General features: G+C 71.7%; 15 protein-coding genes. 6 read left to right on the forward strand and 9 right to left on the reverse strand.

The genetic code is table 11. The annotated features are described in order from the left end of the window. Positions 1 to 321: 321 nt before the first annotated feature. The 5 genes from ACIGYR_RS17610 to ACIGYR_RS17630 form a co-directional block, all read right to left on the reverse strand. Positions 322 to 624, reverse strand: coding sequence for a WXG100 family type VII secretion target (locus tag ACIGYR_RS17610; protein WP_391847381.1), 303 nt, complete (start codon positions 622 to 624; stop codon positions 322 to 324). Between the two features lie 37 nt (positions 625 to 661). Next, complete coding sequence (locus ACIGYR_RS17615; RefSeq protein ID WP_391847406.1) at positions 662 to 1,003, reverse strand: WXG100 family type VII secretion target; 342 nt, start codon at positions 1,001 to 1,003, stop codon at positions 662 to 664. Between the two features lie 117 nt (positions 1,004 to 1,120). Beyond that, on the reverse strand, positions 1,121 to 2,392 hold the full coding sequence (locus ACIGYR_RS17620) for a S8 family serine peptidase (protein ID WP_399598527.1): 1,272 nt from the start codon (positions 2,390 to 2,392) through the stop codon (positions 1,121 to 1,123). 24 nt (positions 2,393 to 2,416) lie between these two features. Next, the gene (locus ACIGYR_RS17625) at positions 2,417 to 4,234 is read right to left on the reverse strand and encodes a hypothetical protein (protein WP_399598524.1); all 1,818 of its coding nucleotides are present in this window, start codon (positions 4,232 to 4,234) and stop codon (positions 2,417 to 2,419) included. Further along, positions 4,231 to 4,686 (reverse strand): hypothetical protein, encoded by a 456-nt coding sequence (locus ACIGYR_RS17630; protein ID WP_399598522.1) that lies wholly within the window; start codon positions 4,684 to 4,686, stop codon positions 4,231 to 4,233. Before ACIGYR_RS17630 ends, ACIGYR_RS17625 begins: the two co-directional genes overlap by 4 nt. An 839-nt stretch (positions 4,687 to 5,525) precedes the next feature. Here ACIGYR_RS17630 and ACIGYR_RS17635 point away from each other — a divergent pair. From ACIGYR_RS17635 to ACIGYR_RS17645, 3 genes are read left to right on the forward strand one after another with little or no spacing between them, the layout of a single operon-like run. Continuing rightward, a complete protein-coding gene (locus ACIGYR_RS17635) occupies positions 5,526 to 5,993 on the forward strand; it encodes a hypothetical protein (protein ID WP_399598519.1) in 468 nt (155 codons plus the stop codon). Between the two features lie 11 nt (positions 5,994 to 6,004). Beyond that, positions 6,005 to 8,311, forward strand: coding sequence for a hypothetical protein (locus ACIGYR_RS17640; RefSeq protein ID WP_399598516.1), 2,307 nt, complete (start codon positions 6,005 to 6,007; stop codon positions 8,309 to 8,311). A 26-nt stretch (positions 8,312 to 8,337) separates the two neighbouring features. Then, entirely contained in the window at positions 8,338 to 8,847 is a 510-nt protein-coding gene (locus tag ACIGYR_RS17645) for a hypothetical protein (RefSeq protein ID WP_399598514.1), read from the forward strand. 88 nt (positions 8,848 to 8,935) lie between these two features. Here ACIGYR_RS17645 and mycP read toward each other — a convergent pair whose 3' ends face one another. Both mycP and eccB read right to left on the reverse strand, forming a co-directional pair. After that, the gene (gene mycP, locus ACIGYR_RS17650) at positions 8,936 to 10,201 is read right to left on the reverse strand and encodes a type VII secretion-associated serine protease mycosin (RefSeq protein ID WP_399598511.1); all 1,266 of its coding nucleotides are present in this window, start codon (positions 10,199 to 10,201) and stop codon (positions 8,936 to 8,938) included. Positions 10,202 to 10,233: 32 nt separating this feature from the next. Beyond that, a complete protein-coding gene (eccB, locus tag ACIGYR_RS17655; protein ID WP_399598508.1) occupies positions 10,234 to 11,763 on the reverse strand; it encodes a type VII secretion protein EccB in 1,530 nt (509 codons plus the stop codon). Positions 11,764 to 11,960: 197 nt separating this feature from the next. On the opposite strand from eccB, the gene eccE reads away from it, so the two are divergent. From eccE to ACIGYR_RS17670, 3 genes are all read left to right on the forward strand, one after another. Continuing rightward, positions 11,961 to 13,298 (forward strand): type VII secretion protein EccE, encoded by a 1,338-nt coding sequence (eccE, locus tag ACIGYR_RS17660; RefSeq protein WP_399598505.1) that lies wholly within the window; start codon positions 11,961 to 11,963, stop codon positions 13,296 to 13,298. Further along, positions 13,295 to 14,083, forward strand: a complete 789-nt coding sequence (locus tag ACIGYR_RS17665; RefSeq protein WP_391847371.1) for a hypothetical protein — start codon at positions 13,295 to 13,297, stop codon at positions 14,081 to 14,083. Before eccE ends, ACIGYR_RS17665 begins: the two co-directional genes overlap by 4 nt. A gap of 322 nt (positions 14,084 to 14,405) precedes the next feature. After that, on the forward strand, positions 14,406 to 18,380 hold the full coding sequence (locus ACIGYR_RS17670; protein ID WP_399598672.1) for an SCO5717 family growth-regulating ATPase: 3,975 nt from the start codon (positions 14,406 to 14,408) through the stop codon (positions 18,378 to 18,380). A gap of 186 nt (positions 18,381 to 18,566) precedes the next feature. On the opposite strand, the gene ACIGYR_RS17675 is transcribed toward ACIGYR_RS17670, so the two are convergent. Together ACIGYR_RS17675 and ACIGYR_RS17680 are read right to left on the reverse strand one after the other, a co-directional pair. Then, the gene (locus ACIGYR_RS17675) at positions 18,567 to 19,514 is read right to left on the reverse strand and encodes a bifunctional riboflavin kinase/FAD synthetase (protein WP_391847369.1); all 948 of its coding nucleotides are present in this window, start codon (positions 19,512 to 19,514) and stop codon (positions 18,567 to 18,569) included. Between the two features lie 130 nt (positions 19,515 to 19,644). Next, the gene (locus ACIGYR_RS17680; protein WP_399598501.1) at positions 19,645 to 23,748 is read right to left on the reverse strand and encodes a hypothetical protein; all 4,104 of its coding nucleotides are present in this window, start codon (positions 23,746 to 23,748) and stop codon (positions 19,645 to 19,647) included. Positions 23,749 to 24,245 lie beyond the last annotated feature (497 nt).

Raw genomic sequence — 24,245 nt, forward strand, 5'->3', positions numbered from 1 at the left:
CCCCAGACACCGTGGCCTTGGCGAAGCACAGGGTGGTCGTTGCTGGTCACGATATGTACCGTCACTCAGGGGCGGGGACCTTGGCCCGGGTGTCGTCCGGGGCGGTGATCAGGGTGTCGGGACCCACCCGTCGGCGCGGTGTGGCGGCGGTACCCGCTCCTCCCCCGGTGACCACTGCCGTGACCCTCTCGGTGGCGTGCGTTCCCTGTTCCGGTCTGGTCTGGTTCCGCTGTTTCATCAGGCACGCCAGAGGGTGGGCACCTCCCGTGCGTGCCCACCCTCTGCGATCTTGTGTTGGTCCGGCCGTCCGGCGGAGCCGACTTACATGAAGTAGCTGGCGGCCTTGCGGTCGCCGCCCTGGTAGTCACCGCCGGCCGAGTGCACGACCTTGCCGATGGCGACGAGGGCCTCGTGGATGCCGTGGGCCTCGCGGTCCCAGGCGGCCTGCTGCTCGGTGTACGTGGTGTGGGCCTCGCCCTCCCACATGTCGGCCACACTGGCGACCTTCTGCTTGATGGCCTCCAGGCTCTCCTCAAGCTTGCGTGCGTGGTCGGCCAGCTGCGTGGCGGTGTGGTCGAGGTTGCCGTACGAGACTTCGAGGTCGCCGAGGTTCTGGGCGCTCATGATTGCCTCCGATGCTGAGAAGTTGTTGCGGCCGGGATCAGTAGCTGGACAGCGCGGAGTGCGAGCCGCCGTAGTTCACGTCGATGCTCTGCACCTGCGAGCGGACCTCGTCTTCGGTGCTGTCCTTGATCTTCCGGGTGCTGTTCATGGCCTCGATGAACTTGGCGAGGATGTTGCCGATGCGGACCATGCGCTCGTTGATCTCGGTCTGCTTGGCGTTGAACGCGCCGGCGCCGATGCCCTTCCAGTGACCTTCGAGACTGTCGATGATGCTCTGCAGGTCCCTGAGCTGGCCCTTGATTCCCTCGAAGCGGTGCGCAAGCTCCTTTTCGAGGGCAACAATGTCGCCGTCGCTTACCTTCTGACGCCCTGTCGCCATTTCCATGCCTTTCGTTCTGATTGACCTTGCCGGGTGCCGAGCCGTGGGCGGGCGTCGGTACTGATGGCAAGCGGACTTCTGCTCACTCGGCGAATGAGCAGGTTCACGGGAGACCGCTCAGGCGTTACGGCGTGCACGCAGCACGGCGAAACCAGCGCCTCCGATGACTAGTACGGCGGCTACGGCGCCGATGATCACCCAGGTCTGGGTATCGCCACCGGAGTCGGTGTCCTTCGCGGCTGCGGAGGTGGGACCGTTGGCGGAGCCGGCGTCCTTGGTGGGCTTGCCGGAGGGGTTCTTGGCCGAGGGGCTGGGGGTCGCCGACGTGCCGTCGCCATTCTCTTTGGCGAGCGGGTCGACGTTGGCCGGCCCGGGGTTGATGTCCTTGTTGATGAGTACGCGCCGGGGGCGAATGCCGCCATAGCCGAGGTACTTGCTGGGCTTGCTCTTCGGCCAGGAACGGGCGGCGGTGTCGATGAGGGTGCGCAGGACCTGGTTGGCCGTCCAGTCCGGGTGCGCGGACCAGACGAGGGCGGCGGAGGCGGAGGCGATGGCGGAGGCGGGGCTGGTGCCGTCGCTGTCGCAGTACTCGTTGAACTTACCGTCGCACCAGGAGGGGACACTCAGTCCCGGAGCCGCCAGATCAACGTAGTCGCCGTATGTGGAGAACTTAGCCACTGTGCCGGATTTGTCGAGCGCGGCCACGCCGATCGCATAGGGATAGATGGCCGGGTAATCCGGCGTGTTCCCCTCGTCTCCCAAGTTACCGATGGAGACGAACATCAGCTTGCCTTTGGACGCCGCGTACTTCATCGCGGACTTGGTGTCGTAATCCGGGGTCGGGCCTCCGAAGGACATGTTGATGATCTTTGCATCGCTGTCGGCAGCTGCACGGATCGCATCGGCGGTCGTGGCATTTCGCCTCTGCTCCTGCTCGTCGTTCAGGCCGCGCAATACGATCCGGTAAGGAATGATCTTCGCTCCCGGAGCGAGGCCCTTGATGCCGCCCCCCGCTCCCGTACCTGCGATGATCTCGGCCATGGAAGTGCCGTGCCCCGTGTAGTCGTGCGTGACGTGGTAGGCCACGGCCTTGGCGACGTCACCGACGAGTACCTGGCCTTTGAGAGTGGGAGTCGCCGGATTGACTCCGCTGTCGATCACGGCGACCTTCACCCCCTTGCCCGTGCTGATCTTCCAGATGTCGTCAGCGCCCATCGCGTCCAGGTACCACTCCTTGGACTGAACGTCGAGGGCGACGGCCTCCGGAGCAAGCGTTGCCGACGTGATGACAAGCGCACCGAGTGCCGAACACACAGCGGACAGGCGCCGTGCATTGCGTCTCGTCAGGAGGGCCACCCTCGTGCCGCGTCGGCCGGTCCCTGGCTTCATGCCTGTGTACGTCCTCGCTCGTGTTCAGTCGTTCGTCTGAGGCACATCGCGCCGCTTCTGCGACGGGCGGCGCTGTTCCCTGTCGGTCGCTCCACCTGGGCGGCCGGCCTCTCCACCCGGGGTCTGACGACCGCCCATGGCACCACGGCCGAGCCCCGCACCGCTGGACTCGGCGCTCGTCGCGGGCTTCCGGGGCGCGCCGATGACACCTTCGCGGTTACTCGCCGAGCGCAGCGCCGCTTGGCCCGCGTCGGGTTGGGCCTTCGCCGCAGGAGCGCCCACGACTCCTCGCTGTCCGATGGTCCCCTTCGACGGCGTGGAGGTAGCCGGTTCCTCGGCGCCGACGACCATACCGCGCGGGACACGGGGGTTGGCCGGCCCTCCGGGCGTACGGCCGGTGACGGGCTTGCCCCCGACGACGCCGTTGCGCGCCTGACCGATGGGGCCGGTTGTTCCCGTGCGCCCGCCAGGCGTGTTGGTCGTCCTGGGAGTTCCGCCGGTGACAGGGCGCCCCATCGGCGAACGACCGGACTGAACGGGTCCTCGCGCACCTGGCTGCCCCGCAGGGTTCGCCCGTCCCATGGCGCGAGCGGCCTGTCCCATGGGCCCCTGCGGCACACGACCACCAGGACCGGTCCGCCCTGCCTGACCCGTCGGGCCCTGCGGAACGCGTCCGCTGGAGACGGTACGTCCTGTCTGGCCTGCGGGCCCCTGCGGCACTCGGCCGCCCCCGCTCGTACGTCCCTGGGCGGTCACAGGAGGCCGACCAGCCGGCCCGTATCCGGGGGTACGACCCGACATGGGTGTGACGGGAGGCGTCATAGGCCCTGTCGGAAGCGGGGGCATCTGCCCACCGCCACCACTAGTGGTCGGCAAAGTGGGTGCTGGGGGGCTGGGCGGTGTGGTGGGCACTTGAGGGGGCAGGGTCGTCGTGGTGTTGATTTCCGTGCCGACATCATGGCCGGAAGGCGCGATGGGTTCGTGGACTTCCCTTAGGGGGGGTACGTGCCCGTGGGCGTCTGCTCCGCGAGACGTGACCTCTCCGGCATGGCCCTCCGTGAAATCATCACGGACCGTGGCCGTCGGTGTCGGAGCCCCTGAACCAGGCTTGCGCAGCGTCTTGTCGGAACCGCCCCACGATGGCGGCGGCGCCGGAACTCCTACATTCGGAATCGGCTCGACCGGCTTCGGCTCCTCCTGCTTGCTCAGGTCAGTCGCCGCGACCTTGTAGTACGAGGCCAGCCGGTTCATCTGGTTGATGGCCTCTTGCCGGTGCTTCTCGGCCTTCACCGCGGCCGCGTAGTCCGGGTTGCCGTCGACCTGCTTGGCCTTGGGCAGCTCGGTGGGCAGCTTCTGCTCATGTGCCGGCCGGGTGTCCCTGGGCGGCATGGAAACGCGTGCGGAGGCGAGGCCCGTGGCCGCCACCGAGATGTGGGTGCCGGCCTGGTCGGCGTAACCCGCCAGGCCGTTGGTGTAGCCGATGAGCTGCTGCGTCCACCCGTGGAAGGACTCGGCGCCCTGGCCCTCCCAGTCGACCTTGAGGTGCTGCTCCAGGTCCTTCGCGGCCTTGCGGATGGCTTTGCCGGCGTCGAACAGGGACTTGCTCGTCAGTTCGAGGTGCTCAGGGTTGGCATGCTCGACCAGGTCGATCATGTCGTTGAGGTTGTGGTCCTCGAAGTTCGTCGATCCGACGAGGTTGACCCGGACGCCACCACCGAAGAACGGCATGTGCGCCAGCATGTTCTGCGCGGTCGTGAGGGGGGCGACCTGCTGGCCGACCTCCTTGTCGATCTCCTCCGCAGCGGACTTGTATTCCGGCTTCTGCTTCCAGTCGTCGCTCACGTGAGGTCCGCCTCCCCCGTCGACTTGTTGCCGCCCTTGTGTCCCGCGTCCTGCTTGTCGGCGGCAGCGGTCTTCTTCACGTCTTCCTGGTACTGCGTAGCGATCTGCGTGTGAATCTGCCAGAAGCGCCGCCGGACTTCGTCCTCGGTCCCGTCGTAGGTGGCATCAGCCGCTTGCGATGCGAGCTTCAGGGACTCGATGTGGAGCCCCAGAGTCTTCGACAGGTGAGTGAGGCGTGAGTGCACGGTCTCGTACGCCGAGTGCAGTTCACCCGCCTCGTCGAACTGGGCGTTCGTGCCGCCGAACGACGCTCGGCTGAGCGACTGCTGCGCGACCTTGGAGGGGCCTCCGTGCCCGTCCTCGAAGTCCGTCAGCGCCTCGTCGAGTTTGCCCTTGAACGCCTGCAGCGCGTCGATGCCGCGCCTCATGCCCGAGCCGCCACCGTCAGCCACCGCGACCCCTTCCCCGTGTCCCCGTTGGTACAGCCGGACAGACCGAGCGACACCCGGCCGCATCCGATCTATCGCCGACCACTGTAGTCACTGTGTAAATCGCGGCCAACTGAACTCTGCGACAGTTCAGTTGCAATGCCGCCCCGGAATGACCGACCCGTGGCCGACAGAGATCGACAAGACGGTCAATAAAGACAGAAGGGGTCGGGCATCTGCGCAGAAGCTTCACATGTGTGCGGCGGACGCAACCCTGGAGGCGCTGCGGGGAGGAACTTTGCAACCACAAAACCTCACCCCTTGGGCAGTCGGTCTGCCGTTGCCGAACAGTTCGGACCCACACCTCCACCGGCCCGTCGGTGCGGTCCCGTCGGCCGGCCGGCACGCCTGCCTCCGCCGAGTCGTCACGCTGGACACATCACGCATACATGGGTCACCAGGACCGGGAGAACATCGGCAGCGCGGCGCACTCGCGCGCGTGGACGGGGCCCACGTCATCCCTACGAAAGCGGGAGCCGTATGCCTCGCCGAATGCCCCGGATCCGCCTCGGCCGGCAACAGCGCACGGGTTACCGCGCGGACCTCACACGACGTGAAGACGTCGGCTGTGCGCGCTCTCATCGAGGGGTACGCGACCGCCGTGGCCCGCAGCGACGCTTGCCGGGCCGCGTCCGTCCGCTGACCCGGGACCGCTGTGGCGGGTCGGTCGGATGGGCGGGGGTATCTCCGCCGAATTTTCACGCCCGACAAGGCGCCCATGCCGGGCATGGCGCACATCCTCCTCAGGCCAGGTTGCTAGCGTGACCGCCCAGTGGTGTGTCCGCAGGGGAAGGGGCCCTTCCATGGCATGGGACGAGTGGGAGCAACTCAAGGCGGAGACCGCCAGCGGGAGATCGACCCATATGCGACTCAACCAGCTGGCCGCGGACGGTGGGGGCGGCACCAGTGACCTGGTGGTCCATCAGGACGACCTCGGCGTCGTGGGGCACGAGGCCAACCTCCTCTACGACGACGTGAAGAGCCAGGCCGACATCGCCGCCGGGGCCGGCCAGGGCTCAGCCGGCTCGACCATGCAGGCCGCGGCCACCCTGAAGTCGCACGGATTCCAGACGGGCAGCGCCCTGGAGACCACCGTGGAGATGTGGACCTCGCAGGTCAAGGCCGTACTGCAGGCATGTGCGCACATTTCCGACCACTTGGACTTCTCTCAGAAGCTGCATGCGGGGGACGATGCGAAGATCGGTGCCGTACTCCGTGGCCGTGACGGCTCGGCCATGCCCGTGTCCCAGCTCAACGAATACTTCAAGTAGGTGACCCTCTGATGGCTCTCACCTCCACCGACCTCCTCGAGGTCGACCTCGGCAAACTCGCCGCCGCCGTGTCCGACTGGAAGAAGGCCGTAGACGGCCTGAAGAAGTCGGCCGAGAACGCCCGCACACAGATGCAGGCCAAGTCGGATTCGGCGCGGTGGGCCGGGGTCAACGCCACGGTGACACGGGAATTCATCGCGAAGACGGCCAAGGAGATCACGGACCTCCACGCCGAGGCGAACAGCATCTACCAGGTCCTCGAAGACGGGCAGACCGAACTCGCCTCACTGCAGAAGCAGCTGAAGACGGCCATCGAGGACGACGCCGCGGAACTGGGTGTCCGCGTCGAGGACATCGGAGACGGCCAGGTCCGCTGCTTCTTCCCACACGTCCGCGGCGACACCGACGAGCGCACCCAGGGCCAGCTCGACCAGAAGCAGGCACTGGAAAGCCGTATCAACGGGATCCTCGCCCATGCCGCCGAGATCGATGCCTCTGTCGCCCGTGCGCTGGGCAAGAGCCATGGCAACGACCCCTACGACGCGGGCCACAGCACGTACGAGTCCCTCAATGACGCCGAGGTCGAGCGCGCCCTGGAACTGGCACGCAAAGGCGACAAGATGTCCGACGCGGAGCTGCACGAGCTCAATCGGCTGCTGCGTTTCAACTCGGGCGAGAAGGACGGCGAGTTCGCCACCGAATTCTACGAGGGACTCGGCGGGCCGGAGAAGGCGCTTCAGTTCTACGCCGAGATGTCGATCGACGGCACCGGCGCCGACGCGGCCAAGACCCGCCTCAACGAGGTGCAGGACCTGCAGAAGGTCATGGGCTACACGCTCGCCAACGCCACGGACCCGGACCACACGCACCATCTGCCGGACAGCTGGGGCCCGGAGTTCCGACGGCTCGGCACCCAGCAGATCGGGTGGGAGCGGGGGCAGTGGAACAAGCCGTACGGCTATCAGGTGCTCGGGGGCCTGCTGCGGTACGGCAACTACGACTCGCGGTTCCTCACCCCCATCGCGGAGCACATCACCCAGCTCCACAAGAAGGACCCGTACTTCTTCCTGTCGAACAAGCCGGCGGGGAACCCGGACGCCTACGGCTTCAATCCCTCCGGGAAGCTGGGCACCGGAAACGACCCCTTGAACAGCGTCCTGGAGTCGCTCGGTCACAGTCCCGAAGCCGCGGAGAAATTCTTCACCGGAACGCCGACGGCCTACAACGAAGACGGCACCGTGAAGAAGGGGGATCCCGGCTTCAGCTCCTACCTGGACCTGTTCACCGACAAGGACTTCGAGTGGACGGTGGACACGAACGCCGCGAACGTCCTGGCGGACGAGGACAAGACCAAGGCGGCCTTGACCTTCGGCCCGGAGGCACTGGGACATGCCCTGGAGGCGGCGACCACCGGACGACCGTACGACAGCGACGACGCGGCCGACGCCATCAAGCACAACGAGGCGCAGGCGCATCTGGTCAGCGACATCGTGAACAAGTTCGGATCCGACCCCGAACTCATCAGGCACAACGAGAACGGGGACCTTGAGGACGAGGAGACGGGTCCGCTGTACGGCCTCCGCGGGAGCCTCGGGGACATCACCGCCGAGTACATGGGCGACTTCCAGCGTGCCATGTACGACGAGGATGCGAGCAGCGACCTCTTCCCGACGTTCGGCGCCCCAGCCGATCTCGACCCCAACAACGTCGCTCGTTTCCTGGGGGAAGTCGGCCAGGACCCCGATGCCTACTCGGCCATCACGACCGCTCAGCAGGCCTACACGTCCGACGTGGTGGATCACGTCATCAACGGCTCAAGCCATTCCACAGCCTCGCTGGACGGGCGAGTGGGCGACGCGGTCGCTCCTGGATCCGCCATTGCCGGGATCATGAGTGATGCGCGAGCCCATGCGATCTACGAATACCACACTGCTTCCGACACCGAGTTCAACGAGGCTGCGGCGGAGAAGCAGAAGTGGGTGAACCGCATTCTCGGCATGGGCATCGAAAAGGTGGGCGAGCGGGTCCCGATCGCCGGTGCTCCTCTTGAGTGGGCCTCCGAAGACATCCAGGAGTCCGTCATGAAGAGCATCCAGCAGGACACCACCAGTGAAGCCGAGGCTCAGGCCGGCCAGGAGTACACCAACGGTCGGCAGGCCGCCCTGGACTCTGCGCGAGCCGCCGTCGATCACGCGCTGGTGAGCAACAACGCCATCGACCCGGACACCGCGGAGGACCTGAGAAGAGCAGCGCGGACATCCGCCGGTCACAGCCACTCGGACGGCGCCCAGTGGAAATCGGAGAGTGACAAGCATTGAGATCCGCATCGTACGTTCTCCGTGTCGTGTCGCTCTTCGCCGCCGCAGCGATGGCGGCAGGGTGCTCTTCAGGGGAGCCGAAGCAGGAGTTCTCCGTTCCGAAGTCCCTCTGCGGGGTGTCCGTCCCGGCCGACGCCCTCTCGCGTCTCCTGCCTGCCTCGGGTGAGCGTGTCACGGTCGCACCGACGGGAAGCCTGGATGACGGCTCGGCGCTGTGCGAGGTCAAAGTGGACGCAGACACGGTGCTGGTGATCAGTGACGAGCGCATCGATGCCGGCGGTTCGGCACACGACATCTTGCGGAGCCGGCTTTCCCTGCAGATGCAGAAGTCCGCGGACGGCGACTCCCTCGCCTATACGGATCAGGCCGCTGTGTCGCTGATCAAGTGCCGTGGCGCTGCGGTCAGAGAAGAGGACATCAGCATCCTCATCAAGGTTCTGAAGCCCGGCCGCCAGGACGAAGCGGCCATGAAGAAGCTGATTCGGGGATACACGGATTCACTGAAAGAGCGGCGTCCTTGCAAGGCGGCGTCCTGAGCACCGGTTGGCTCCGGACGCCCGCCTCGGAAGTCGTGGTCATGTCGGGCCCGGGCCGTGAAGCCTGCGGAGGAGTCCGGCACGGACTTCAGGCCCGGCCCTCCACGGCCCGTCGTCTCCTTCGGGCGTCGCGCAGGGCCACCGCTCCCCCGCCCAAGGCCGCCACCAGGACCGCCACGCTCACCGCGACGTACGTCGCGATCCGGGCCGTACGCTCCTGGGGGGTCTCGCCGAGGGTGAGCCGGGCGGGGGTGGGGGCCTCCGCATGGGTGAGTCCCGCGTCGGCGCGGGGGGACTCGATCGGGTGATCGTCCTCCGTGAGGGCGCGGACCGGGTCCACCACCCCCCACCCGACCAGCCGGTCGTGGCCGGGGATGGAGCGTTCGGCGGTCTGTTCGATCTGGGCCACGACCTCGCGGGGCGTCCAGTCCTTGTGCTTGGACTTGATCAGTGCGGCCACGCCGGCCACGTACGGCGCGGAGAAGCTCGTGCCGTTGTCCGAGCAGTGGCCGCCCTTCGGGACCGTGGAGATCATGTCGACGCCGGGGGCCGCGACGGCGATGAAGTCGCCGGGCTGGGAGAAGGGCGCACGTTCGTTGTTGCGGTCGGAGGCGGCCACGGCGAGGACACCGGGGTAGGAAGCGGGATAGGTGTCCTTGTTCTTGCCGTTCAGGCCGTTGTTGCCGGCCGAGGCGACCACGACGATGCCGGCGTGGAGTGCCTCGTCCACGGCCGCGTGCAGGTCCTCGTCCGGGGTGCCGGTCGTGTCCTGGGAGATGTTGATGACGTCGGCCTTCTCCTTGATCGCGTGCCGGATGGCCGTGACGAGGGTGGCGGCCGTGCCGTGGCTCTCCGCGTCGTTCTGCTTGATCGGGATGATCGTGGCTTCGGGGGCGAGGCCGACGAAGCCCGTGCCCTTCGTGGGGCGGGCCGCGATGATGCCGGCCACGCGTGTGCCGTGGCCGACCGTGTCCGTCGTGCCCTTGTCGTTGCCGCGGTCCTCGATGGGCTGCCCCTTCTTGTCCTTCTTCGGCAGGAAGTTGGCGCCCAGGGATGCGTCCACGGCGTCGGTGAGCTGCGGGTTGGCCGGATCGACGCCCGTGTCGATGACGGCGACCCTGACTCCCTTGCCCTTCGACTCGGTCCACAGCTCATCGAGGTTGACGCGCTGCAGCGCCCAGGGGGTGCTGGAGTACTTGTGGTTCGTCTTGGAGAACGTGCACTGGTCGGAGGCCGGGTCCGCCGTGGCGGCCGGTGCCGCCAGCAGGGTGGCGGCCATGGCCGCGACCGCCGTCGGGGTGGTGCGGCGGAGCGCGGGGGTGAGGGTGGTGCGGCGGCGGAGCGGGAGCGTCATCGGTGTATGCCTCGGGAGCATCGTCGTACCCCTCAGGAGCCCTGCGGCTGGCGGGCCGCCGCGGTCGACAGGCGGGGTCCGGTCGGCAGGAACTCGGACCAGGGCGCGGGGATGGGGGCGGGGGCGACGTCGGCGTAACCGAGGCGGGTCTGCGCCAACTTGGCCTCTTGCTGGAGCTGCTTGCGCTTCGTGGCCGACATGCCGATGCCCTTGTCGTCGCCCGCGCTGTCGTCGTTGGACTGAAGGGCGTAGCGCAATCCGGTGTCGGTGACCAGGAAGACACCGCCGACGGTCGTCTTCGTGCCCTGGAACTGACGGTAGAGCTGGCCGGAGCCCGCGGTGACGTACGCGCTGGAGGACCCGGTGGGCAGGACGGCCGGGAAGTCGGTGCCTGCCCACGTGCTCAGGGTCGTCTCGCCGTTGTCGGGGTCGACATGGTTCAGGACGTTGCAGATGGTGTTGCGGCTGCCGTCGGCCGTGGAGGGGCTGTTGACCGCCGTGGGCTTCTCGGTCGGCCACGTGTGCTCGGCGGCGAACGGCTCGCCCCGGGTGATGGCGCCCGCGCTGACCTCGAGGGCGTGCCCGGCCTGGCCGAGCTTCACGAGGTCCTCGCTGGTCAGCAGGAGCTGGGCGACGAAGTCGGAGACGGGGGCGACCCGGCCGGGCAGTACGACGAAGTACTGCTCCTGGCCGTTGACCGGTGCGCGGAGCACCATGCCGACGCGGTTGGCCTCCTGGTCCAGCTGGCCGGGGGCGTTGGCGGCGGCGGCCGGGACACCGGTGATCGGCGGGAAGGTGATCGCGTCGCCCTGGTGCAGGGTCTCGATCCACTCCTTGGTCACCTGCTGCGGAGTGCGGTCGGCGCCGACGAGGGTCTGGAGGAGCAGGCTGTCGTCGGCGTCCACCGGGTAGGCCCGGCCGTGCGCGTCGATCACGTACTGCTTCTTGTCCGGGGTCACGACGTAGAGGAGTTCGCCGCCGTGCAGCTTCTCCTTCGGGCCCGTGAGCTTGTCCTGGTCCCGCTCGGCCAGGACGAACGCGGCCTTCTGGATCGAGCTGCCGCTCCCGCTCGGGCGTTCACAGACGGCCCACTCCTTGGCCGCGCCGGCCTCCTTGCCGGAGGGCAGGCGGTCGGGGGCGTAGGGGATGCCGATGGTGACGCCGTGCGGGATCTTGCCGTTGTCGAGGATCGACTCGTCGACGGTGACGACGTCGACGTCGCTCTGGGTGTCGAGGACGAGCTTGGCCGATGCCATGTTGAGGACCGGGTGGAGCTGGACCTTGTGCTTCGTCTCCAGCACGACGTACCGAGTGGTGGACTTGCTGGCGATGATCACCTTCTGTCCTGGCTGGTCCCAGCCCTGCGGGGCCGTCGGCTTGAACATGCCCCAGGCCCCGAAGGCCGCCAGTACGACCACGCCGACGATCGCGCTGGGCACGATCGCGCGCAGCGGCCGGGGCGCCCCCTCGTCGGAGCCATCCGGTGACGACTGCACGAACGACGCGAGCATGCGGCGCTTCGCGAAGGTGTAGGCGTTGAGTTGGTCCCGCCGAGATGCCATCTGTGCCTGTTTCTCCCCGTGTCTCACGCGGAGCGCGCCCGGGGACCACGCTCCCCCGCCCTCCGTTGTCGGACCCGGCCCCTACTATGCCTGGTACGGAGCGGGTCTCGTGGAGCGGGTAGGGTACCCGGGCCCTCAAGGGCCTTGTTCAGTGGCCTGGTTCCAGCGAGTTGTGAGCAAATCGGGGGGATGGAGTGATGGCTTCCGGAACGCGGACGCGAGCGCGCGGCCGCTCGGCGGCACGAGGCGGCGCGGCCGGGTCCGGGGCGCCGCCGCGCGGGAGGTCCGCCCAGCGCGGCGGCGAGCGACAGCAGGTCGCCCTCGGCCTCAGGCAGCGGCCGGGCCAGGCCGGTTCGTTCCGTTTGCAACGGCTCGTGCTGGTGGAGCTGGCAGCGGCCGTGCTGGTCGTCGGCTGGGCCGTCGGCATGGCGGCCCTGGTGCCGGCCGCGGTGGTCGCGCTGGTGCTGGTCCTGCTGGCCTTCGTACGGCGACGGGGGCGGTCCCTGCCGGAGTGGCTCGCCACCGCGCGGGAGCTGCGGGCGCGGCAGAAGCGGGCCGAGAACACCCCGATACCGCCGGGCACGGAGCCCGGACTGGTCCCGGCGGTGGAGTGCGAACCGGCCCTGCGCACGTACTCGTACGGCGCGCGTGACCGGCGGCCGGTCGGCATCGTCGGGGACGGCACCTTCGTCACGGCCGTGCTCCAGGTGGAGGCCGACGCGACCGCGCTGCGGGCCGAGCGGAGCCGTCAGCCGCTGCCGCTGGGCCTGGTGCGGGACGCGCTGGAAGTGGACGGGATCCGCCTGGAGTCGGCCCAGATCGTGCTGCACACCCAGCCGGCGCCCGCGCTGCACCTGCCCCAGCAGTCCGTGGCCGTCGCCAACTACCTTCCGCTTCAGGAGCAGACCGGTGCCCCGGCGGTGCGCATCACCTGGATCGCCCTGAAGCTGGATCCCGAGCTGTGCGCGGAGGCCGTGGCAGCACGCGGCGGCGGGCTGGGCGGGGCGCAGAAGTGCGTCGTGCGGGTCGCGGACCATCTGTCGAGCCGGCTGACCGGCGCCGGGTTCCGGGCGCGGGTGCTGGACGAGGAGGAACTGGTCGCCGCGCTCGCCACCTCGGCCTGCGCCAATCCGCTGGTCACCGCCGAGGCGGGGCGCAGCGAGACCCGGGAGCGGCGCACGGAGGAGTCGGGGCGCAGCTGGCGCTGCGACAACCGGCGGCACACGACGTACTGGGTGCGGCGCTGGCCCCAGCTGGGCGGCGGCCGGGCCGAGTCCCTGCCGCAGTTCGTCGCCCGGGTCACGGCGATACCGGCCCTGGCGACCACCTTCAGTCTGACTCTCGCGCGCGGGGACCGGCAGGAGGTGTCGCTGTGCGGGCACCTGCGGGTGACCGGACGCAGCGACGACGAACTCGTGGCCGCGCGCCGCGCGTTGGAGGGTGCGGCCCGGCAGTCCGGGGCCGGTCTGGCCCGGCTCGACCGCGAGCAGCTGCCCGGCATGCTGGCCACTCTGCCCCTCGGAGGTGTGCGGTGACGACGATTCCGACGACTGCCCCGGCGCCGGGCGGCCCTGCGCAAGGGGCGCAGGAGCCGTCCGGGCTGCGGCGGACGGCCGAGCGGCTGCGGCACGGGCTCGGACTGGTCGGGCCCCGGCACGGCCGGCACGGTCTGCCCGCGCAGCAACTGGACGCGCTCGCCCTGCCCATCGGGGACGACGGGGTGGTGGCCGGCGTCGACGCCGAGGGCCAGCCCGCCGTGCTGGGCATCAACCGGCCCACGCCGTACGACGTCGTCCTGATCGGCGGCCTGTGGACCGCGCAGGTGCTGGCGCTGCGTTCGGCGGCCACCGGTGCCCGGGTCGCCGTGGAGACCGGCCGGCCGCAGGCGTGGATGCAGATGGTGCACGCCATGGGCGGCGGGCAGAACGGACTGTCCGTGTACGACGTCGGGCGGGTTCCCCCACAGGGCGCATCCGCCGGTACGCCGGTGCTGGTGGTGCGGGACTGCGGTATGCGGCCCCCGCGCGGCCGGGTGGTCTCCGGGCCCTGGCAGTCGGTGCTGACCCTGCTGCCGTATCTCAGTCCCGTCGCGCCCCGGCTGCTCCGGCAGGCACGGCTCGCCGGCATCCAGCGGGTCTCGCCGGACGAGGCGGCCGAACTGGGGCGCACGATGGGGCTGTCACGCACCGAGGTGGAATCGCTGCCGGCGCTGCCCGACGGCGTCACCCTGTGGTGCACCGACCGTGACCGCCAGTACGTGCTGACGCAACCCACCGACGCAGAGACCGGATTGTTGGGCACGCCTCGACGAATGGACTGAACTGCCCTTACCTGTCCCTTTTGTTCAGGGTGTCGTATGCGGTTGTGCGGGGGTGGCGGAGCTCTCCGGCCGTGCGGTGACCAGGTGGGCGGGTGCGGAGAGGCGGGCGGGCCTGCCGAGGTGTGCCTCGTGGTGATTAGGCTGGGAGCGGGCGCGATGGCAGGAACCGTGGACCGGGCGTCGGTGTCGCGGGGGAAGGTCCGGTGAATCGGACTGCCTCGACGACTACGCACGACTCGGTACGACACGACATGGTCGCCCCGGCACGGCATGAGGGTGCTCGACCACACCAGGAGGAACTGTGAGCAGCGATCGGGACGGGATGCGCGGGGGCTGGGACACACCCGGCGATGACCAGCCCGACGCGGAGGCCGTCGAGACCACCGGTGAATTCACCATCGACTACGCTCCCCCCGCCTGGTACACGCAGAACGCGTCCGGTACGTCGGGGGGCTCCGGCGCCCCGTCGGGCCCCGGAGGCATGAGCGGTTTCGGTGGGCCGGGCGGCTCCGGTGCCGTCGGTGAATCGGGCACTCCGGCCGCCTCCGGGGCGCCGTCGTTCCCGACGGGCTCACCGGTTCCGGGTCCCACGCCGCCGCCGGCCGCCCCGCCGACGGGCACCCCTCCGCAGGGCACCCCTTTCAGCCCGCCACCGGGCGCTCCGTTCACCCCGCCGCAGGGTGCTCCGTTCAGCGCGCCGCAGGGTGCCCCGTTCACCCCGCCGCAGGGCACCGCCTACGCAACGCCCGCGCAGGGGCCCTCCTTCACCCCTGCGCAGGGGACGCCGTACGTCCCGCCCGCGAGTGCGGAGGGCGCGCCGTACGCCCCGGCCGCCGGCGCGGAGGGCACTCCCGCGGGCTCGGGGGGCACGCCGTACGCCCCGGCCGCGCAGCCCGCGCCGCCGGTCGGCGATCCCGCCCCGGTGCCCGGGCTGCCCGAGGGCTTCGAGCCGCAGCAGCCTCAGCCCGATCGGCAGGCGGCACCGGCCGCCTCCGCTGCGGTCGAGCCGGAGACGGACAACGGCGATCTGGAGAGCGGGGCGACGATGCGGTTCTCCGCCGTCGCCCTGAAGCGCCAGATGGCTGAGATCGCCGAGCGCGCGGCAGCCCTCGGGACGCCGGACGAGTCCGCGGGCGAGGGTTCCGTGGCCGGCTCGGCGGAGGGCTCGGCGGAGGGCTCGGCTTCGGCGGGCCAGGAGGGTGCCGGGGCCGCCTCCGGTACGGCAGGTTCCGCCGCCGAATCGACTGCCTCCGGCGCCGCAGGCTCCGGCGACGCCTCGGACGCCTCCCGTGCCGTGGGTTCCGTCGATGCCTCGGCTGCCTCCGGTACGGCAGGCCCCGCCGCCTCGGCTGCCTCCGGCGCCGCAGGCTCCGGCGACGCCTTGGACGTCTCCGGTGCCGAAAGCCCGGGCGAGGGAGCCGGTGCCGGGGAGTCCGGTGGCGAGGCCGCCACGCAGGACGACGCGGTCGCGCAGGGCGCCGCCCCGGAGGGCTCCGCCTCCGACGGGGACGAGGAGCGGGGCGAGAGCGGCCGGACGGACGCGGCCGACGGCTCGGCGGTACCGGGTGCCCTGGAGCCGACCGCCGCCGAGAAGACTTCGGCGGAAGTGGGTGTCGCCGAGAAGACCGCCGCCGAGGAAGGCGCCGCCGAGGCCGTGCGTCCCGACGCGCCGGAGGGCTCCACCGACGCCGCGCGGTCCGGCACCCCGGGGCACTCGGACGCCGTGACGGCGGGCGAGGGCTCGACGGGCGCCGTGACCCCGGGCAATGTGCCTCAGCAGGGCGCGCCGGAGGGCAGCATCCCGACTGACGGCATGCCGACCGACGGCACCCGGGCTGACGGCACGCCGACCGACGGCGCCTCGGACGACACCGCCCGGCAGGCAGCCACGCCGCACGCGGACGCCCAGCAGACGGGCACCTCGCAGTTCGGCGCCTCCCAGCCCGGCGGCTACGGCTTCCCCCAGCCCACCGCGGCCCAGCCCGGAACCTCGGAGCCCGGTGGCCCGCAGGCCGGCGCCCCGCAGCCCGGCCCCGGTACCCCGCACGCCGCCGTACCGCCCGCTCCACCGGCCCCGCAGGGCGCCCAGCCCGGCTGGGCCCCACCGCCCGCGCCGCAGAACGGGCTGCCCCCGCTGCCGCCCTCGTACCAGCCCGCCGCCCCCGCTCCCGCGGCCCAGTGGCCCGCTCAGACCGGACAGCCGGGACAGCCGGGACACCAACAGGTTGCCCCGCAGCAGCCCGGACCGTCCGCGCAGCCCGGACAGCCCGGACAGCCGGGACAGCCGGGACAGCCGGGACAGCAGCAGGCTGCCCCGCAGCAGCCCGGACCGCTGCCCGGCGAGCAGTCGCAGCCGCCGGCCGGGCAGGGTCCGGCCGGCGTACCCGGTGCCGGTGCCGGCGTACCCGGCCCGCAGCCGCCGTTCCAGCCGCAAGCCCCACAGCCCGCGCCCGCCGCGTGGAACCAGCCGAACCAGCCCCACCAGCCCTTCCAGCCGCACCAGTCCACCGCGCCGGCGTCCGGCCCGCAGCCGGCCCCCAACAGCCCCGCTCCGCCGAACCCCAACGGCCCCACGCCGCCGGGCGGCTACGGCTTCCCGCAGCCCGGCGCACCCAACCCCCCGGCCCAGCCGGACGGTTACGGCATCACCCAGACCGCGGCTCCGGCGCCCCAGCCGAACCCCAACGGCCCCACGCCGCCGAGCGGCTACGGCTTTCCGCAGCCCGGCGTGCCCAACCCCCCGTCGCAACCGGGCGGGTACGGCTTCCCGCAGCCGGGAATCCCCAACCAGCAGCCGCAGCCGGGGGGTTACGGCTTCCCTCAGCCTCCGCAGGGCCCGGGCGGTGGCCCCACCGCCGCCCCCGACGCGCCGCAGGCGGCCCCCCAGGCCCCGGTCGACCCCCGCTCCGGTGCCGCGTGGCCGCAGCCCGTGCAGCACGACCAGCGGCAGCCGACCAACCCCGGTGCCGCGCCGCTCGGTTACACGGCTGCCGTCGAGCTGTCCGCGGACCGGCTGCTCAACAACAAGAGGCAGAAGGCGAAGAGCGGGCGGCCCACGGCGGCGGGCGGCCGGTTCAAGATCGGCGGCAAGAAGGAAGAGGCCGAGCGGCAGCGCAAGCTGGAGCTGATCCGTACGCCGGTGCTGTCCTGCTACCGGATAGCGGTCATCAGCCTCAAGGGCGGCGTCGGCAAGACGACCACCACGACCGCGCTCGGCTCCACCCTCGCCACGGAACGGCAGGACAAGATCCTCGCCATCGACGCCAACCCGGACGCCGGCACGCTCGGCCGACGGGTGCGCCGCGAGACCGGGGCGACCATCCGTGACCTCGTCCAGGCGATCCCGTACCTCAACTCGTACATGGACATCCGGCGGTTCACCTCCCAGGCGCCCTCCGGTCTGGAGATCATCGCCAACGACGTGGACCCGGCCGTCTCGACCACGTTCAACGACGAGGACTACCGGCGGGCGATCGACGTGCTCGGCCGGCAGTACCCGGTCATCCTGACCGACTCCGGCACCGGACTGCTGTACAGCGCCATGCGGGGGGTGCTCGACCTCGCCGACCAGCTGATCATCATCTCCACGCCGTCCGTGGACGGCGCGAGCAGCGCCAGTACGACGCTGGACTGGCTGTCCGCGCACGGGTACGCCGACCTGGTCTCCCGGTCCCTCACCGTCATCTCCGGTGTCCGCGAGACCGGCAAGATGATCAAGGTCGAGGACATCGTGCAGCACTTCGAGACCCGGACCCGCGGGGTCGTGGTCGTGCCCTTCGACGAGCATCTGGCCGCCGGTGCCGAGGTCGACCTCGACATGATGCGACCGCGGACGCGCGAGGCGTACTTCAACCTCGCCGCGCTGATCGCCGAGGACTTCGTACGCCACCAGCAGTCGCACGGGCTGTGGACCAACGACGGCAACCCGCCGCCGATGGCCGCCCCGCCGATGCCGGGCCAGCAGATGCCGGGGCAGCCGTACCCGCAGGGCCAGCAGTACCCGCAGCAACAGGGCCAGCCGTACCCGCAGGGCCAGCAGCCCTACCCGGCCCAGCAGCCCTATCCCGCCCAACAGGGCCAGCCCTACCCGCAGGCCGCCCCGGGTCAGCACCCCTACCCGCAGGCCGCCCCGGGTCAGCAGCCCTACCCGCAGGGGACGCAAGGCCAGCAGCCGCAGCCGTACCCGCAGCCGCAGCCGCAGCCGCAGGGGCAACCGCAGCAGCCCGAGCAGCTGTACGGCTACCCCCAGCCGCCGCAGGGGCAGCAGCCGCCGCAGGCCCCGCCCCAGCAGCAGTAGGGACGGCATGAAGAAGGGCGGCCGGTGCTCACCGCACCGGCCGCCCTTTTTCCGTGCCTCTGCTTCTCAGCGCCAAACGCATCACCACGCCCCCGCCACCCAGCGCCGAACGCATCACCACGCCCCCGCCGCCCAGCACCGAACGCTTCTCCGCGTCTTCGCCGCCCGGCGTCCCCGCGCGAAGGTCTACGCCTCGGCGGCGACGATCTCCCGGCAGCGCTTCACGTCCACGGCCATCTGCTCCAGCAGGGCCTCCAGCGTGTCGAACTTCGCCTGGCCGCGCACGTACGCGAGGAAGTCGACGGCGACGTGCAGGCCGTACAGTTCGAGGCCGACGCGGTCGATGGCGTATGCCTCCACCGTGCGCTCGGTGCCGTCGAACTGCGGGTTCGTGCCGACGGAGATCGCGGCCGGCATGGCCTCGCCCTGGACGTGCAGATAGCCGGCGTACACGCCGTCGGCGGGGACGGCGGTGTGCGGGAGCGTCTCGACGTTGGCCGTCGGGAAGCCCAGCTCCCGGCCGCGCTGGGCGCCCCGGACGACGACGCCCTCCACACGGTGCGGGCGGCCCAGGATCTCGCGGGCACCCTCCACATCGCCCTCGGCGACCAGGCGGCGGGTCAGCGTCGAGGAGAACGGTTCGCCACCGCCCGCCTCGCCGGTGACGTACAGGTCGACGACGTCGACCTCGAAGTCGTAGATCTTGCCCTGCTCGGTGAGGAACTCGACGTTGCCGGTCGCCTTGTGGCCGAAGCGGAAGTTGGGGCCTTCCACGACCGCCTTGGCGTGCAGCTTGTCGACCAGGACCTTCACCACGAAGTCGGCGGGCGAGAGCTTCGAGAACTCGGTGGTGAACGGGAGGATGAGCACCGCGTCGACGCCCAGCTCGGCCATCAGTTCGGCACGGCGGTGGTGCGGGGCCAGCAGTGGCGGGTGGCTGCCGGGGCGGACCACCTCGCTGGGGTGCGGGTCGAAGGTGACCACGACGGCCGGGACGCCCAGTTCCCGGGCGCGGTCGACGGCGTGCTTGATGATCAGCTGGTGGCCGCGGTGGACGCCGTCGTAGGAACCGATGGTGACGACGCTGCGCCCCCAGTCCTGGGGGATGTCCTCCAAGCCACGCCAGCGCTGCACTGTGACCGCTCCTCGAACCCTTGTCCGTATCTACCTTGACCTCGTTGTGCAGGTCTAAGGGTGCCATGCCGGGTGCCCCGTGCCAGCATCGGCATGGAGGCTGTGACGGGGCGCACGTTCGGTGTGCTGTTCAGGCCGGTACGCGTACCCCCGCGAGGTTCTCGATCATGCGGCGGGCGCTGGGGCCCACCACGGCGGCCCAGTCGTCCGGGGCGTCGGTCAGCCAGCGGGCCATGCGCACGGCGAAACCGGGCACGTGCCGGCCGAGGTCGACCAGGCCGCGGTCGAAGAGGGTGGCGCCCTCGGGCGTGCGGACGAGAAGCAGCCCGGTGCGGTGGACCAGGCCACGGACCTCGTCCTCCCGGCGATACCCGCCCCCACTGACGTCGCCGTCCCCGTCGCCGCTCCGGCCCACGTGCCCACCGTCCCCGCTCCGGCCTGCGTCTCCGCCGTCCGCGCGCCGGTCAACGTCCGCTTCCCCGTCCCCCTCCCCCTGTGTCGCCGCCGCGTGCTGTGTCGCCGCCGCGTGCAGGACCGCGTCCAGGACCGCCGGGTCCTCCTCCCGGGCGAGCAGGACCTCCAGCAGTTCGCGGCGCAGCGGGCGGGAGGCCGGCGTGCCGGCGGCGGCCAGGACGGTGGCGAGGGCCGACCGGACCTGCTCCGACCCGCCGTCGAGCAGGCCGGTGACGAGGGGCAGCAGGACCGAGCGGGCGGTGGGGCCCTGTTCGAGACGGCGGTCGACATAGCCGGCGACATGCCCGGCGGTCTCCGGGCGCAACCGCACCGCCTCCCGGACCAGGACGGCGACCCGGCGGGCGAGGGCCGGCGTGGTGACCTCGGCGAGGGAACGCAGGGCCGCTCCGGTCTCCGGTCCGCCGGCGTCCGGGGCGCGCAGCCGGGCGCGGAACGCCTCCAGGACCGGTTCCGGATGCGTGGTCAGGGCCGGGACGAGGGCGCTCGGCGGGAACTGCGGGTCGCCGTCGGCGAAATGGCGCAGGGCGTCGGGCAGATACCGGTCGCGGGTGTGCGGGTCGTGGACCAGCACCGCCAGGGCACCGCCGTGCAGGGTGCAGTCGGCGGGGCGGGCGAGCAGGGCCAGGGCGGCGTAGCGCAGCAGCTCGCGGTCCGCGTCGGAACGGACGTACGGGGCCGCGCGCAGTCCGAACGACACCGCCGCCACCCGACGGGCGGGGCGTTCGTCGTGCGCCCAGCGGTCGACCGCCCGGCAGACGGCCGGCGGCTCCTCCTCGGCGAGGACGCCGAGCAGTTCGTCGGCGCGCCGGTGGGCACAGGCCACGAGCACCTCGGTGAGCCCGTCCAGGGCGCGGTGCCGGTGGGTGTGCAGCAGCGCCTGCGCCGCGGTGGCCACGGTGGCGTACGGCGTCGCGGGCAGCGGCCGCTCGTCGGCGAACCAGTGCGTGAGCAGGGGCTGTACGACGTCCGGGGCGGCGGCGAGCAGTCCGGCGACGGCGTCCAGGTAGCGGTCACCCGCCGCGGGCGGTGCCGGGTCCGCCAGTACGAGCCGGCGCAGCAGGTCGAGGCGCTCGGTGTCGCGCACGGGCAGCGCGGTCCAGAAGGCGGGGCCGAACTCGGCCGGTACGGGCCGCCGGGCGCGGCGCCAGGCGACGACGCGGTCGGTGAGCAGGCACAGCACCTCGGTGTACGGCGTCGCGTCCGGGACCTGGAGCAGGGTCCGGGCGAGCAGCCGGGCGGCCCACCAGGAGCCGGTGTCGTGGTCCAGGGCGTCGATCAATTCCCTTAGTCGCAGGGCGAGTTGCAGGGGACTGTGCTGGCGGGCCAGGAGCAGCAGGGACTGTACGACGGGGCCGACGCGGTGGTGCGGCACCGGGACGGGGCTGCGGGTCTCGCACGGACGGCTCGCGCGGTGCACCAAGGCGCGCAGGGCCTCGTCGAGGTCCAGGTGCATGCCCTGGATCCAGTCGGCCAGGTCCTCGTGGGCGAAGCGGTAGCCGCCACCGGCCGGCACGAGGAGGCCCTCGGAGAGGACGGCGGAGGCCCAGCCGGTGCCGCCGCCGAGCCGGGCCGGGGCGGGCCCCCAGGGGAACACCGCCTCGAAGGACTCGCGGTCCAGCTCCCCCTGCCCAGGGCCGAGACTGCGCCGGGCCGCCTCGTGCACCCGCCCCGCCACCCGCGCCGCCAGCCGTCGTACGGCCGTGCCGCGCAGGCCGCCGTCGGCGGCGAGGCGGACCGCGACACGCAGGCAGATCAGGTCGAGGTAGGCGGCGAAGACGTCGTGCCGGTCGAGGGAACCGGTGGCCGGCGCGTCGGGAACGGCGGCCCGGACCTCGGACAGCAACCGGAGGGTGAGCGGATGCCGGGCGTCCCGCTCGGCGAGCACGCCGTCCGGAATCCCGTAGCGAGCCCGGGCCCGCCGTCCCTCGTCGGCGGTGAGGTCACCGACCCGCACACAGGGCGGAAGCGGACCGGCGGCCCCTGCCGATCCCACCCCCGCCGCGCCACCGCCGCCCTCAGAGACACCGGCGTTCCCTGGCGCACCCCCCGCCTCACCACCGCCCACCGGAACGCCCCGGCCGACCGAGGCGCCACCCATCTCCGCGCCACCGGCCGTACCCACGGGACCAGCGGCCATGTGCCCCAGCTCCGTGCCGTCCACCGGACCCGAAGTGCCCACCCAAGCACCACTGGACCCGGCAACCCCCACCGAACCCGCAAAGCCGGCACCCACACGGACCGCGCCGGCACCATCCACCGCCGAAGTGCCCACCGGAGCACCACCCGACGCAGCACCCCCCACCGAACCCTCGGAGCCGGCAGCCATGCACCCCGGCTCCCTCCCATCCACCGGACCCGAAGTGCTCACCGGAGCACCACCCGACCCGGCAACCCCCACCGAACCCTCAGCGCCGGCGGCCACACGGACCGGCTCCGCACCGCATACCGGACCCGATGCGCAACCCGTCCCGGCATTCTCGGCCGTGGCCCCGGGATCCGGCGCCGTGCGCGTCGGCTCGCTGCCGCCCCCCGGGACGTGGAGCAGGCCCGGCGGAAACGCCTTTCCCGCGCGCTCCCAGTGTTCTTCCCGGCAGGCCACCACCAGGCGTGCGCCGGTCTCGCGCAGCCAGGCGGCCGTGCCCCGGGTCCAGTCGGGCAGGCGGTGGGCGAGGACCGGGGGCATCTCCTCGGGACCGTCGAGAAGGAGCAGCAGCGGGCGGCCGGCCCGGGCGGCGAGGCGGGCCAGGTGTTCGGGGGTGACGTCGCCGAGGTTCTCGGGCTGGACCGAGCGGGAGGCGGCGACGATCCGGGCGGCACGCGCGAGCGCGCGGCGGGCGGCGTCGGCGACCGAGTCGTCGGCGTCGGTCAGGTCGGCGCCGCGGAGCCACAGCGTGGGGGCGGGCAGCTCGCCCCGGGCGCGGCGGGCGGCGAGGGCCGCGAGTTCCGTCGTACGACCGCTGCCCGGGGCACCGACCAGGCCGAGCACGGGACGGTCGCCGTCGGTGAAGGCGGCGAGTTCCCGCGCGATATCGGCGCGTTCGACCGGCCCGGTGGCGTCCGGGTGGCCGGTGAGGACGTCCGGGGGACCGTCCTGAGCCACCGAGGTGGTGGTCAGCTGGAGGATGCCGGCGAGGTTGAGGTCGGCGCCGTAGCCGGGCACGGTGGCCGCGTTGCGGGCGAGCAGGGCGGCGAGGACACCGTCGGCGGGCCGCAGCGGGACCGCGAAGCCCGCGTCGTGCCGGGCGGTGTGCAGGGCGGTGCCGAGGACGCCGACGACCGTGCCGGTGCGGGCGTCGAGCACCGGTCCGCCGGCCGCGCCGCCACCTAGCCGGAGGGCGTCCCGGCCCGCCGTGCCGATCGCCAGCTCCAGCGCGTCGTCGAGGAGGTGGAAGCGGTCCGTGGCGGTGTACGTCACCTCGGTGGCGGCCAGTACCCGCGCCTCGCGCCAGCATCCGGCGGGGACCTGGACGTATGTCCCGGCGTCGATCCGCTCCCGCACGGTCAGCGGCAGCGGCTCCACGTCGAGGCCCTCGGTGCGCACCAGGGCGAGGTCCAGGTCGGGCAGCGGGGTGACGGCATCGGCGTCGACGACGCAGGTGCGGTCGCCGGTGGCGTTCAGCACCAGCCGGGCCAGGCCGTCGACGGTCTCGTGGCTGGTGAGCAGGGTGCCCTCGTGGTCGGCGAGGAAGCCGAGGCCGCGCGGGCGGCCGGCCAGGTCCCGGATCCGCACGAGGGCGGCATCGACACGGGCGGTGTCCACGGCGCCGACGCCACCCGCGCTCCCGGTGACGTCCCGGATCCCCCCGCCCCGGCCAGGCCCCCCGTTCCCACCCGGACCGCCATAGACGCCTGGACCGCCGTACGTGCCCTCCCCGTACACGCTGTTCCCGAGCGCGCGGCCCCGCTCCGTGCGTTCCTCCTGCGTCCGGCGAGCGTCTGCGCGATGGGAGTGACCTGAGCGACTCGACTGTTCGGAGTCGTCCCGGTGATCCTCCCGGCGCCCGCCTCCGGTGCGCGGGCCCCGTCCCGCCATGGCCGTACCTCCCCGCCCGTCCCCGTGCCCTGTCATCGACGGTAGGCGCGTGATGATCGGCAGGACAGGGCACGCGGCGAACGCGCCCCCTTCCGCTCCCCCGGTTCACTCCGAGCGCCCGCCCGGTCGGGTGAATACGCGAACGCTGCTGGATAACCCTAGGGGTGGGGGAACCGAGGGGGGATCGTGGAGCGGCGGCGGGGGCCGACCCCGTGGCCGGCCGC

It is taken from the genome of Streptomyces sp. NPDC053076 (assembly GCF_044546845.1).
Taxonomy (GTDB): Bacteria; Actinomycetota; Actinomycetes; order Streptomycetales; family Streptomycetaceae; genus Streptomyces.